Origin of the sequence: Gilliamella sp. WF3-4, from assembly GCF_001690275.1 — a bacterium.
In the GTDB taxonomy this organism is placed as follows: domain Bacteria; phylum Pseudomonadota; class Gammaproteobacteria; order Enterobacterales; family Orbaceae; genus Gilliamella; species Gilliamella apicola_C.
The window spans coordinates 1-13,931 of sequence record NZ_LZGW01000005.1 but is presented as its reverse complement, the minus strand read 5'-3'; the positions used below and the strand labels follow the sequence as shown (position 1 = coordinate 13,931).

The 13,931-nt window shown below is 35.6% G+C and carries 8 protein-coding genes; 4 read left to right on the top strand and 4 right to left on the bottom strand.

Going from position 1 to position 13,931, the window contains the following annotated elements:
• Positions 1-234 precede the first annotated feature (234 nt).
• From trxB to cydC, 3 genes are read left to right on the top strand one after another with little or no spacing between them, the layout of a single operon-like run.
• A complete protein-coding gene (gene trxB, locus A9G47_RS01965; RefSeq protein WP_065580253.1) occupies positions 235-1,188 on the top strand; it encodes a thioredoxin-disulfide reductase in 954 nt (317 codons plus the stop codon).
• Positions 1,189-1,203: 15 nt separating this feature from the next.
• On the top strand, positions 1,204-2,934 hold the full coding sequence (cydD, locus tag A9G47_RS01960; protein WP_065580254.1) for a heme ABC transporter permease/ATP-binding protein CydD: 1,731 nt from the start codon (positions 1,204-1,206) through the stop codon (positions 2,932-2,934).
• The gene (cydC, locus tag A9G47_RS01955; RefSeq protein ID WP_065642031.1) at positions 2,928-4,559 is read left to right on the top strand and encodes a heme ABC transporter ATP-binding protein/permease CydC; all 1,632 of its coding nucleotides are present in this window, start codon (positions 2,928-2,930) and stop codon (positions 4,557-4,559) included. Before cydD ends, cydC begins: the two co-directional genes overlap by 7 nt.
• Positions 4,560-5,521: 962 nt before the next feature.
• On the opposite strand, the gene A9G47_RS01950 is transcribed toward cydC, so the two are convergent.
• The gene (locus tag A9G47_RS01950) at positions 5,522-6,178 is read right to left on the bottom strand and encodes a hypothetical protein (protein WP_065580261.1); all 657 of its coding nucleotides are present in this window, start codon (positions 6,176-6,178) and stop codon (positions 5,522-5,524) included.
• 294 nt (positions 6,179-6,472) lie between these two features.
• Between A9G47_RS01950 and mutS the strand changes: the two genes are divergently transcribed.
• Complete coding sequence (gene mutS / locus A9G47_RS01945) at positions 6,473-9,034, top strand: DNA mismatch repair protein MutS (RefSeq protein ID WP_065642030.1); 2,562 nt, start codon at positions 6,473-6,475, stop codon at positions 9,032-9,034.
• Positions 9,035-9,130: 96 nt separating this feature from the next.
• On the opposite strand, the gene dld is transcribed toward mutS, so the two are convergent.
• The 3 genes from dld to A9G47_RS14130 form a co-directional block, all read right to left on the bottom strand.
• Positions 9,131-10,828: a D-lactate dehydrogenase gene (dld, locus tag A9G47_RS01940; RefSeq protein ID WP_065568438.1), complete on the bottom strand. Its 1,698-nt coding sequence runs from the start codon at positions 10,826-10,828 to the stop codon at positions 9,131-9,133.
• 467 nt (positions 10,829-11,295) lie between these two features.
• Complete coding sequence (locus tag A9G47_RS01935) at positions 11,296-12,132, bottom strand: YcxB family protein (RefSeq protein ID WP_065588838.1); 837 nt, start codon at positions 12,130-12,132, stop codon at positions 11,296-11,298.
• Positions 12,133-12,735: 603 nt separating this feature from the next.
• A partial coding sequence (locus A9G47_RS14130; RefSeq protein ID WP_176700637.1) for a hypothetical protein occupies positions 12,736-13,931 on the bottom strand: 1,196 nt, incomplete at its 5' end.

The window sequence follows — 13,931 nt, the reverse complement described above, 5'->3', positions numbered from 1 at the left end:
AAAGTTTAAAAAGGAATAAATATCTTTAAAATAATTGAAAAGAAAAAGATAACCAATTAATTCGCAAAAAATTAACTCAACGCAAATAATACAAATACAGCCTGTTATGATTGCCTATTGATACAATAATCAATTTTTTTTACACTATAAGGATTAATAATGTTAGACTTATCTGCTATAAATTGCACTAGTTTTGCTAAAAATGACCAAAGTCAAAATAAGTAAGGATTTAAAATGAAAACCAAACATGCCCGTTTGTTAATACTTGGTTCTGGCCCTGCAGGTTATACCGCAGCAGTTTACGCTGCACGTGCAAACCTTTCCCCCGTATTAATTACAGGAATGCAACAAGGTGGACAACTTACTACAACCACAGATCTTGAAAACTGGCCTGCTGGCGCGCCTGACTTAACGGGATCAGAATTAATGGTCAAAATGAAAGAACATGCTGAAAGGTTTAACACCGAAATTATTTTAGATCACATCGATCGTGTCGATTTTAGCGAAAAACCTTATAAGCTTTATGGTAGTGAAACGCAATACAGCTGTGATGCATTGATCATCGCTACAGGGGCTTCAGCACAATATTTGGGCTTACCATCAGAAGAGGCTTTCAAAAGCAAAGGGGTATCAGCTTGTGCAACTTGCGATGGTTTTTTCTATCGTAACCAAAAAGTGGCCGTTGTTGGCGGTGGTAATACTGCCGTTGAAGAAGCCCTTTATTTAGCCAATATTGCTAGCGAAGTACATTTAATCCATCGTCGAGATAGCTTCAGAGCTGAAAAAATATTAATGGATCGCTTAGACCAAAAAATAAAAGAAGGTAAAGTGATCTTACATACACACCGCATCGTTGACGAGATTTTAGGCGACAACATGGGCGTTACAGGCGTTCGAATCCGTAGCACACAAGATACAAATTTAACTGAAGAAATTTCTGTTTTAGGCGTATTTATTGCTATTGGACATAAACCCAATACGACCATTTTCGAAGGACAGCTTGAATTAAATGAAGGCTATATTAAAGTGCAATCAGGCACACAAGGAAATGCAACACAAACCAGTATCGAGGGAATATTTGCAGCGGGTGATGTAATGGATCATATTTATCGTCAAGCGATTACTTCAGCAGGTACGGGCTGTATGGCGGCTTTAGATGCCGAACACTATTTGGACAACTTAAAATAAACAGTAAAGAGCTTCATGTCATTAGATAAAAAACGCCAAGCCTATTTACTTGGCTGGTTAAAACAGTATGCAAAAATGCATAAAAGTAATTTGTGGGCTTCGATTTTAACTGGCTTTGTTTTAACAATATTAGTGATTATCCAAGCTGCGTTGCTTGCAATCATTTTACAAAAAATCATTATTGATCAACACCATTTTACGGATATCTTACCTTTTTGGGGCGGACTAATTGGGGTATTACTCGGTCGGGCATTTTTTATTTATCTGCGTGAAAAAATCAACTTTGCCATAGGTCAAAAAGTTCGCAAGCAAATTCGACACCAATTAATTAACCAACTTGAATTGCATGGTCCGGCTTACTTAAATCAAAGCACGATCGGCGCATGGAGTACGTTACTTATTGAACAAGTCGATAAATTGCATGACTTTTTTGCACGCTATTTGCCACAAATGCGATTGGCAAGCATGACACCGATTTTAATTTGTATAGCGATATTCCCTTTTAATTGGGCCGCCGCTACAATTTTACTTTGCACAGCACCACTGATTCCTATTTTTATGATCTTAGTCGGAATGGGGGCTGCCGATATCAATCGTCGCCATTTTAAAGCCCTCGCTTATTTAAGTGGTCACTTTTTAGATCGTCTAAAAGGTCTCAATACCATTCGACTATTCAACCAAGGCGAAAAACAAACTAACGAAATAGCTCGTGCTTCTGAGGATTTTCGTATAAAAACGATGCAAGTACTCAAAATTGCATTCTTATCTTCTGCTGTATTAGAGTTTTTCACATCAATTTCAATCGCCATTGTGGCGATTTATTTTGGTTTTTCTTATTTGGGAGAATTTGATTTTGGCGCATACAACGGAACTGTTACCTTATTTGCTGGTTTTTTTGCGTTAATTTTAGCACCTGAATATTTTCAACCATTACGTGATTTAGGCACCTACTATCATGCTAAAGCAGAAGCAATCGCAGCGGCTGATAATATCGAAACTTTTTTAAGTAAAAACATTGTGCAAAAACAACCTAACATTAAAGCAACTAACATCAAATTGGATGAACCATTACAAACCATTGAAGCAAATAACTTAATTGTACTATCCAGTGAACAACAATTTATCGTTGGTCCACTATCGTTTAATTTGCAAGCACCGTTTAAATTGGCTTTGATTGGTACCAGTGGCGCAGGAAAAACGTCGTTAATGCAAGTGTTGCTTGGTTTTTTACCTTATCAAGGTTCGCTAAAAATTAATGGCATTGAATTTAACCAATTAGATATAAATGATTGGCAGCAAAAGGTGAGTTGGATAGGGCAAAATCCTTATCTGCTAAATAGCACTATTCGCGATAATATTTTACTTGGTAAGCCAAACGCCACAATGCAAGAACTTGAAGAGGTAATCACCAAAACACAATTAGCCGATGTAATTGCCAAATTACCACAAGGAATTGAAACCCAAGTTGGCGAAGATGCCGTGCGTTTATCTGTTGGACAAGCGCAACGAATTGCTTTAGCTAGAGCTATGCTAAAACCTTGCCAATTAATTATTCTTGATGAGCCAACGGCTAGTTTAGACAAGCAAACCATGCAAAATCTAGATCAACAACCTATTGCCCCCAACAGCATTACCATTACTCACCAAACAGATGATATGCAGAATTATGAACAAATCTGGCAACTAGCCCACAGCAAGCTACATCAAGGTAAGCTGCCTTGTGATAGCGAGGAGGATTTATGTTAGCCATATTGCGCCCTTATATAGCTCTTTATAAACACTATTTTTGGCAAATTTTAGCTGGTTTATTGTTATCAATTCTTACCCTATTTGCTAGTGTCTTTCTATTATCTTTATCAGGATGGTTTTTAGCTTCTACCGCTTTTGTTGGCGTTGCTGGTTTGTATTCGTTTAATTATATGTTGCCAGCAGCCGGCGTACGTGCGGCAGCGATTGCTCGCACTGCTTCACGTTATATGGAGCGTTTGGTTGATCACAACACTACATTTAAAATCTTAGCTTATCTAAGAACGCTTGCTTTTCGTAAAATTTTGCCATTAAGTGCTAATCAACTTGCCCACTATCAACGAGCAGATTTACTTAATCGCTTCATTGTTGATATTGATGCGCTTGATCATTTATACCTAAAACTCTTTGCCCCTATTGTAACTGCTTTAGTGACCATTGGCATTTTATTTATTGGACTTGCAACTATCAATTTACCCATTGCACTAATCATTACTATCATACTTACAACTACGTTACTTGTCGTGCCCGTTATTTTTTACCAAGCAGGAGAGCAGCTAGGAAAAACGCTAGCTAAACAACAAAGTGAGTACCGAACATTATTAATCAATTACCTGCAAGGGCAAGCTGAACTGACTCTATTTAATGCGCAACTGCGCTATCGTACTCAGCTTGATGAACTGGAATCAGATTGGTTGTATAATCAGCAGCGCCAATCAACATTAATGGCGCTATCAAGTGCATTAGTCTTACTAATTGCAGGCTTTTTAACGTTACTTGTGCTATGGTTAATTACCCAATACACCTTATCACCTTTAGTGGCTTTATTTGTATTTGTTAGCCTTGCTAGTGCCGAGATCCTTATGCCAATTCCTGGTGCATTTATCTTTTTAGGACAAGTGCTTTCTTCTGCCACACGCACCACCGCTATTTTCAATCAAACACCAGATATTAAATTTGTGCCAAAAGGCAGAACGATAGATCTAAACGTGGCAAAATTACAATTTAAGCAAATTAATTTCACTTATCCCAATCAGCCTTTTGCGGTATTAACTGATTTTTCATTGACAGTTGAACATGGTGAGCATATTGGCATAATTGGTAAAACAGGTTGTGGTAAATCGACATTGCTAAGCCTAATAAATCGCATATGGCAACCTCAATCAGGCAATATTTATATCAACAATGTTGAACTCAATCAACTTGATGAAAAAACATTACGGCAAACGATTGCTATGGTGCCACAAGTGATCACGATATTTAGTGACACCTTAAAGCAAAATTTACTCATAGGTAATCAACAAGCGACCGAGCAACAATTAATAGATGTATTACACCAAGTTGAGCTCGACAAATTATTAGCTACGGATCAAGGCTTAGACTTACTTATTGGACAAGGTGGACGAACACTATCCGGTGGCGAAATTCGCCGTATCGGCATTGCAAGAGCCTTACTGCATAATTCCCCATTAATTTTAATGGACGAACCAACAGAAAGTCTTGATCGACAAACCGAGCAACAAATTATTCAATTAATAAAGAAAACCTGTAAAGATAAAACATTGCTCATGGTCACCCATCGCCTGACCAACAATCCGCTATTTGATCGAATTATTTCGCTTTAACAAATATAAGATCTTAAGAAACGACATCAAAACGGGGATTTTATGCGAAATCCCCTACTCACACGCATAAATTAAATAAAAAACCACCAATTTTTACAAAATAAAAACTTAAATAAAATCAATGGCTTTTCTGACTGATTTTTAGGATGAAAAACAACTTATAGGAAAGCTGTGGTTTTGGGCATTTTAGCTTTTGTAAATAAAATAAGCGATTAGTAATAATATCAAAGCGGGGATTTTGTGCAAAATCCCCTAACCTCAAGCATAAATTAAATAAAAAATTGCTAATTTTCATAAAATAAAAACCTCAATAAAATCAATTGGTTTTCTGACTGATTTTTAGGATGAAAAACAGCTGATAGGGAAGTTGCGGTTTCGGGCATTTTAACTTTTGTAAATAAAATAAACGATTAATAATAATATCAAAGCGGGGATTTTATGCGAAATCCTCTACTCACACGCATAAATTAAATAAAAAATCGCTAATTTTTATAAAACAAAAACTTCAATAAAATCAATAGCTTTTCTGACTAATTTTTAGGATGAAAAACAACTTATAGGAAAGCTGTGATTTCCGGCGTTTTAATTTTTGTAAATAAAATAAGCGATTAATAATAACACCAAAGCGGGGTATTTTAATTCCTGCACATAGCACAGAATGCGCTCTACTTATAATTACTCGTATCATCCATGATACTCACCTCTTCTAGGTCATCTTAGTATAGCTAAGATGTTCAAATTTTTTGCAGAAAAATTTGCTCCACTTTTGCCACAGAGACTTTAACGAAATGGTGCCGATTTTACAAACCACTTAGCCTTCAGGAAAAACAGTAATTTTGGATGATATTAAGGCTTCCTATCTTCCTCATGTTTTTATTTACTTTTTAGGGATTGATTTGGCGTGTTATTTTTATTGATAATGTTAAACCGCAGTATAAGCGGTTTGACATTTTTGATAAGCATTATTTTTTAGCATAAAGTATAAATGGTATTTTTTTATATTGTTTAGTTCTTTTATCCCATTCTTCTAGCTTGAGTAAGCAAAGATGATATTTTTCGTCTTGTGCTGGTTTAGCGCCAACGGAGAATAAATAATCTTTGCCTGCTTCAGGAGTAAATTCAAATGCGCGGTTAATCCCGTTGCAAACAAAAAACTTGGTATAACCTTGACGAAACCATCCTGGTTCAACTTTAGTTGACATTCCAACTGTAAAACCAAAAATAAATGGTTTATTTGGAATGACATTAATTTGATTTAATGGTTTGACGTAATCACCCAAAACCGTTACGCCATGAATATCTGTAACTGGAGTTACGGCCTCTGTATCACCAAATCGAAAAGGAACCAGACCACCATTGTCATAATGGGTTGCTTCATCATATATCCGCATCTTTACGTTAACATCACTTGCCCCTATTTGAATAACGGTAACTCTTGCTTTAGTTTGATTACCCGTTGGTTCAACTTCAGAATAAAAACGACTTTTTGATAAAAATTTAGCATGAAATTCTGCTTGCCATTGCGCTATATGATATTCGGCAGAACTTTTATAAGTGGAGCATGATACGATAAATAGCGCAAATGCCACTACGCATAACATTCTAAAAAATTTAAACATTTATACTCCTTAATTTAAGTTAGATTTATAAAATAACACCTATACAAAACTAATTAAAGGACTCTAACTTTTACAATAAATAATAATCAATATGTTAAATATTTGATGCAATTTGTTGATTATGATATAGATATTGATTTTATAGCTGATGCCATAAAATAGCTTTCTATGATAAACTAATAATCAGTTATAATATAAGCACTACATATCATTTTATACATTGCAATAATGCGTTACGAAACTTGCTTATTGTTTTACCAGATTGGAACATAACGAAATTTAAAAAATAACGCCATGATTAATGAAGACAATTTTTCCGACCACACACCCATGATGCGGCAATATTTAAAACTGAAAGCCGAAAACCCCGATATTTTGCTTTTTTATCGCATGGGTGATTTTTACGAGATGTTTTATGACGATGCTAAACGTGGCTCGCAGCTTTTAGATATTTCGCTCACTAAACGCGGCTCTTCAAATGGTGAGCCTATTCCTATGGCGGGTGTGCCCTATCATGCTGTTGAAAGCTATCTAGCCAAATTGATTTCACTCGGTGAATCCGTCGCTATTTGCGAACAAGTTGGCGATCCGGCTACCAGTAAAGGTCCCGTTGAACGTAAAGTTGTTCGTATTGTTACCCCAGGTACTGTCAGTGATGAATCGTTACTAGAGGATCGCAAAGACAATTTACTGGCTTCAATTTGGCAACAAAACCGCCATTATGGTTATGCGACACTCGATATCAGCTCAGGTCGATTTTTTGTTTTTGAATGTGATAATTTCGAGGCAATTCAAGCCGAATTGCAACGAACAAGTCCCGTTGAATTGCTTTACCCCGAAGATTTTCAATCCATGCCATTAATTGAACATCGTCATGGTTTGCGCCGTCGCCCACAATGGGATTTTGACCTTGAAACGGCAAAACAGCAACTTAATTTACAATTTGGTACCAATGACCTTGTCGGATTTGGTGTTGAAGACTGCCATTACGCACTTTGTGCAGCGGGGTGCTTATTGCAATATGTTAAAGATACCCAACGCACGGCGCTGCCTCATATACGTTCAATTATCAAACAATCAGCCTATGATTTTGTGGTATTAGATGCAGCCACTCGGCGTAATCTAGAAATTACTGAAAATCTAGCTGGTGGCACTGAAAATACCGTTGCTGAAATACTCGATAAAACCCAAACGCCAATGGGTAGCCGAATGCTTAAGCGTTGGTTACATGCACCAATTCGCAATTTGACAATATTACAAAATCGCCAACTTGCGATCAGTGAATTACAAAATTATATTGATGATGCCAACCCATTATTAAAACAAATTGGCGATTTAGAACGTATTTTGGCAAGGCTCGCGTTGCGAACCGCTCGCCCTCGTGATTTTGCTCGTCTGCGTGATGCTTATAATTTATTACCACAGTTACAAAATCTATTGAGTTGCCTTACTTCGCCCGCATTAATCACATTGCGAGCCAAAATAAACCAATTTGATCGCATAGCAGATATTTTAAATCATGCTATTGTTGATGCCCCGCCCGTGATTATTCGTGATGGCGGTGTGATTGCAGGTGGATATAATGCAGAGCTAGACGAGCTACGAAGCCTTGCTGATGGTGCAACTAATTATCTAGAACAGCTTGAAATACGAGAGCGTGAAACGCTTGGTATTGACACGCTTAAAGTGGGCTTCAATGCGGTGCATGGCTACTATATCCAAATCAGCCGAGGTCAAAGCCATTTAGCGCCAATTCATTATACTCGTCGTCAAACACTGAAAAATGTTGAAAGATACATAATCCCCGAGCTTAAAGAGTATGAAGATAAAGTCCTTACAGCTAAAGGACGAGCATTAGCACTCGAAAAACAACTTTACGAACAGCTATTTGATCTATTAATGCCCGAACTCGCCGATATGCAAATTAGCGCTGATGCCATTGCCGAGCTTGATGTTTTAACCAACCTTGCAGAGCGCGCATTAACACTTAATTATCAAACACCAACACTATCAACCAACGCAGGTATAGAAATTAAAGATGGGCGGCATGTGGTTATTGAACAAGTATTACAGACGCCTTTTATTGCCAATTCACTATCATTATCGCCAAGCAGACGCATGTTAATTATTACTGGACCAAATATGGGAGGGAAAAGTACTTATATGCGTCAAGCGGCTTTGATTGTGTTGCTTGCCTATATTGGTAGTTTTGTACCTGCATCAAAAGCAACAATTGGCCCAGTAGATCGCATTTTTACCCGAATTGGCGCTTCAGATGATTTAGCTTCAGGGCGTTCTACGTTTATGGTTGAAATGACTGAAACGGCTAACATTATGCATAATGCCACAGAACAAAGCCTTGTTTTAATGGATGAAATCGGTCGAGGCACCTCAACTTATGATGGGCTTTCTTTAGCTTGGGCCTGTGCGGAAAATTTAGCTAATGAAATCAAATCAATGACACTGTTTGCCACCCATTACTTTGAATTAACCCAACTACCTGAACATCTGCAAGGTGTTTATAACACCCACTTTGATGCTATTGAACACGATAATACTGTTGCTTTTATTCACGAAGTATCTGAAGGTGCGGCTAGTAAAAGTTTTGGTATTGCTGTTGCTGGGCTTGCTGGCGTACCCAAAGCAGTATTAAAACGAGCTAAACAAAAATTGAAAGAGCTAGAAATTATTTCCAAACAATCTGCTGGTAGCCATATTGATAAATCGCAACTTTCGTTGATGATCAGTGAGCCAGCAACGTCAGAAGTCGAAGAAGCATTAAAACAGATCGATCCTGATGCTTTAACACCTAAACAAGCTTTAGAAATGCTATATCAATTAAAAAAATTATTGTAATGTGCAAGCGCAATAATCGTTTTATCACATTACAATTTAACAACTATCAATAATCACTGCCAAATTGACTTTTGGCAGTTAGATTTTTAGGTGTGATTACGCCCAATGCTTTTTCTTTGATGTTTTACCAATACCAGGGTTAAAGCTATTTGTTGGATCGAGCTGTTGATAGAATTTTTTCAAATCATCATTCGCATGATACAAATGCCCAACATTATGCTCTGCTGGATACTGAGCCCCTCGCTGGTCGAGTAATGCTAAAATATCGTGCTTAACTTTATCGCAATCCACGCCTTTTTTGGCAATATAATCTTGATGAAAAACATAACAGAAAAAATGCCCATAATACATTTTGTGAATAAAATGTTGATCGATATCTTTTGGTAGCGTTTCAAACCAATCGGTATCATTGCGTTTTAATGCAATATCAAGTGCCACAATGTCTTCTACTGTCTTACTATGCACATTGCGGTAAGCCGTTGCAGCCCCTGCGGCAGCAAAGCGGTGTAACATCGCTGCTTGTGCTTCCTTTTCATTGCATAAAAAATAATTACCATTTTTATTTCGAAAATAGCCTTTTAAAAAAGCTTCGGCCTCAGCGATTCCATCATCTGCCATTTTTAAGATAAGATGATGCTGATAACAATCACGATAATTGCGTAACGACTTAGGCAAGTGCTTTGGTAATAATCGACAAACAAAAATAGAAAACCGATCCGAAAAATTCTTAGGGAAAAACGGAATTTTAGCGGTAATGCGATCTACAACATTTTTAAAAACAAACAGGCGTGGCATCATATCTGTGCCTAATTTCTGAATAGCAAGAAAGGTTGGTTTACCATAAATAGCTGCAATATCAAAAGCCACACGATGCATATATTCGCCCGACACAGGTAAGGTTTTAAATTGACGCAAAATATGGCGGCGAATATCATTTAATTCAGTAATATTATTTGTGCCAATATAAAATACAGCCGATTTATTTTCTAAAGGAAAGGTATCTAAGCGCACGGCAAAAACCATTAAACGTCCGGCACTGCCCGACGCTTCATAATGGCGGGTTGGATCGGCATTAAACCGAGCAGGCGTATTAGCATCAACTTGACGAACATGCTCACAATAATGATGATCATGACCTAAACCTGCATCTGCATTTATATCTTTATCGGTATAAGTATGATTTTGCAAATTTTGCAAAATCGTTTCTGGCTCATCCCCCAGCTCAATACCTAAATGATTAACTAAGTGCAATTGTCCTTGCTGATCTAATTGAGCAAAAACAGCCATTTGAGTATACGCAGGTCCTCGCTGAATAAGCGCACCGCCAGAATTATTACAAACGCCTCCCATCACTGATGCACCAATGCAAGATGAGCCAATCACCGAATGTGGGCCTCGATGATATTTTTTTAATTCTTTTTCTAGCCGATAGAGCGTGCTACCTGGCAAGCAAACAACTTGCTCACCATTTTTAATAACATTAATCCCGTCCAATCTGCGAGTGCTAACAATAACGATGGGGCGATCATAATCATTGCCATCTGGCGTAGATCCACCTGTTAAACCTGTATTCGCTGATTGTGCAATCACAATCACATCAGCCTCAACACAAGCTTTTAAAACTTGCCATTGCTCAACAAGTGTGCCTGGCAAAACTACCGCCAAGGCATCTCCCTTACCAAAGCGAATACCCTGACGGTAAGGGAGTGTTCGGCTAGGAGTAGTTAAAGTATATTTATGTCCAACAATACTTTGTAGCTTCTCAATGAGTTTAGCTGTTTGATTACTTTTCATATCGGTATGTCCCATGTATATTGAAAATTGTATTGCGTTAACACTGGTTATTTAATAATCAACCATCTTAACTAAAAGCTACACAATTAGCTATCGGTATTTCATCAATCTTTACCGTGCGTTAATCGTTATTTTTCATGAAAAATAGATTAACCGTGAAGTATAGTCGTTAAGTTTAAGCGTAAATAATGGATAAGTTATCGGTTATCATTGAGCATCAAGTGCAAGGATTTACGCTTTCTTATACATTCACTTTTTTATGATGGAGTGGGCATATGCAATTTTTATCATTAACAATAAAAAAGTTATTTGATATGATTTACCTTATTTTAAGATGTATTATTACTTTCTCGCTTAATCATTAACTTTAATCTTAGAAATAACAACGTAACATCCGTAGAAATAAGTCAAGAAAATATCCTTATGGAAGGTTGAGAGGCGTAAGATTAAATGCATACCAAATATGACTAACAATAATTCTTATTTTGCTTAAAACTTTCCTCAAGTTTTTGCCGTTGCTGATGAGTAAATTCGTCATAAAAAAGAAAATAAAAAGAATATTTTTGTATTTGTATTAAATAGCCTTTCTTTAATTTTCTTATCTTATAAAATTCCGAATATTTAATTTTAACTCCAGATAGTTTTTCTTTATATGTGCATTCTAATTTATCATTATAAAATGTGATAATTGCATGGCGGTAAACGCTATTCACCGATTTAACAATGCGATTCACCGATAATCGCAAACACAATGGATACCCAACCAAGGCAAAAATAGAACCCAATAGCATAGATAGAGAAATTTGATCAAAAATAAAACCTATCAGTATAATAAAAAGTATTACAAACATTCCGATCGTTATATTACGGTACAAATACATGAGCCCCGTTAGGATTCTTTGTGTTGTCACTTCGTAATTTTCAATAACAGCTAATGGTGCGTCACACTCTTTTTCGTAATATGGCTTTAAGTTATTGTCTAATATTATTAAATGTTCGGGCTTAAATAGTTCAAATTTAACAAAATAAAATATTGTGCAATTAACAAAAAATAGATACCCATCTGCTTTTTTATGGATTTGATAAAAGTCTTGATAATAGTAAGTATTGGTTTCACTTTTATCCTGATTATGTAATATCATTTTTTCATCATCAAATGTGATTAGAAAATTTCGCATATTGTCGGCTATTGAGCGGTCTAAATTCTCGGCAAACTCTTTATCTAGCACGCCTGATTGAGCATAGTACGAGTCTAACAAATATTGCGAGTTGATTTTATATTCTACAGTTATTTTTTTATTCATTGTTTAGCTCTTTTGTAAATATCCCAAACTTAGTACACAACTCACCTAGTACACAACTCACCTAGAAAATTAAGCGACCTATTTTAGTGCTTTATATTCAATCGGTGTCATGTTATTTTATTTAATGCCTTTGCGGTCTTTCGGTGTTATAAATCGTTAACCATTCTTCGCTTGTTTTCCTTAAAAGTTGAATTATGCCCTATTTACGGCACAGCTCTTTAACAGGAATACCATCCTCAGCTTCTTTTAAAATAGCTACAATTTGATTCAGCCCTTTTTCATCATTAAATCCCATTTTACTTTTATCATAGAGAATTTTCTACTGCACTATTTTAATGGGTAGTTACACTGCATTTTTTCTTTTTGAAATGCAATTGGTGATTGTTGGTACCACTTTCTGTTTTTTTGTTTATCATAGCAATGACCTTATAAAACGGGTACTAATTAGTGTAACCTATCCACTATACAATCAGCTTAAATAGTGACCTCGCCCAAAGGCATGGATTAATCTGACTTCTTTTTCAACTAATATAATTGTCTTTTCACTCTCCAGTAATCCATCTGCTAATGCTCGTTTCATGGCAAATCATTAATACCTTTGTGCTACTGAGTATACACTAACTCCTCTTTTGTTGGTTGTCTGTAAGCCACAAAATAATCTTTACCTACAATAAATAATGTATTGTTCATATAAATGGCTTGATTGTCATTTAATAAAAATTTAGCTATAGGTAGTTCATCAATATTTTCAAATGTGACATATTCCAATTCGTTACTGATATCAATGTGATATTTTTTAAAATTTTCTACTTGCTGTTGATATAATGCCTCATTATCAAAAAATTGTTTTGAATTAGTCTTACCAAAGTTTACCGGATAAGATTGTTGATAATTAATACAAAGTTTTTTTTCATTAGCATTTAAAGTTAATGTCGCACTATCAAGCTCTTCTAATTGACCACCCTCAAAACGTAAATAATTATTAGCTTGCTTACTTGTTAACAAAAGGCTTCTAGCCGAATGTTTATTTGGATCTTTAGTAGCCCATTTGCTATAGCAATTAGACGTAACCGGTATTTCTTGAAACTTTCCTTCTTTTGTAATTTGAAAATGTTGTATTTCTATTGTTTCATCTTCAAAGCGTTGTTGGCGTTCAATAAAATAGTTTTTGTCTATATTGTAACCACCAAAACCGGCTGGATACATATTTGTTGCCTCATCTCTTGTTGCGCCATAATAATTTTTTAATATTATCTTATCTAAAAAATCATATTGTTCTGATAAAAGGTAAAGATAAATTATTTGCTCTTCATTTTCTTGTGTGCCAGTTATTAAAATTGGATTTATCACATTATTAATTTGAGGTAGCTTTATTCCGTTTAAATCAATTAAATAATTATTTAACTGTTCATATAAACTATCGTTATCGAATAAGTTTAAATAGTATGCAAAACTTCTTGATATATTTTGAGGGTAATTATAATAATTCTCATCCTGAATAAATTTCGCTGATCTTTTAGAATTAATTGGTAAATCTAATGAGGGAAATCTATTACTTAATTTTTGAAATGAATACTTGTTTTGGGGTTTTAAAAAAGATGCAACAAAAGATTCATTGATAAATAATAACTGATCATTTCCAAAAATTAATCTATGCTTTGGCAATAATAATTTAGCTAAATCAGCATCTAAAACATCATCGAATTGTAAATAATTTACATCACCATTCGGTAAAATAAATTCGTTGATAATTGGATTTTCAATTAGATTTTTTGTGAGCAATTGGGATAAATCAGATG

Bases quoted from the DNA above. Each gene is read 5' to 3' on its own strand.
- trxB (WP_065580253.1), top strand. From the start codon at position 235: ATGAAAACCAAACATGCCCGTTTGTTAATACTTGGTTCTGGCCCTGCA.
- cydD (WP_065580254.1), top strand. From the start codon at position 1,204: ATGTCATTAGATAAAAAACGCCAAGCCTATTTACTTGGCTGGTTAAAA.
- cydC (WP_065642031.1), top strand. From the start codon at position 2,928: ATGTTAGCCATATTGCGCCCTTATATAGCTCTTTATAAACACTATTTT.
- A9G47_RS01950 (WP_065580261.1), bottom strand. From the start codon at position 6,178: ATGTTTAAATTTTTTAGAATGTTATGCGTAGTGGCATTTGCGCTATTT.
- mutS (WP_065642030.1), top strand. From the start codon at position 6,473: ATGATTAATGAAGACAATTTTTCCGACCACACACCCATGATGCGGCAA.
- dld (WP_065568438.1), bottom strand. From the start codon at position 10,828: ATGAAAAGTAATCAAACAGCTAAACTCATTGAGAAGCTACAAAGTATT.
- A9G47_RS01935 (WP_065588838.1), bottom strand. From the start codon at position 12,132: ATGAATAAAAAAATAACTGTAGAATATAAAATCAACTCGCAATATTTG.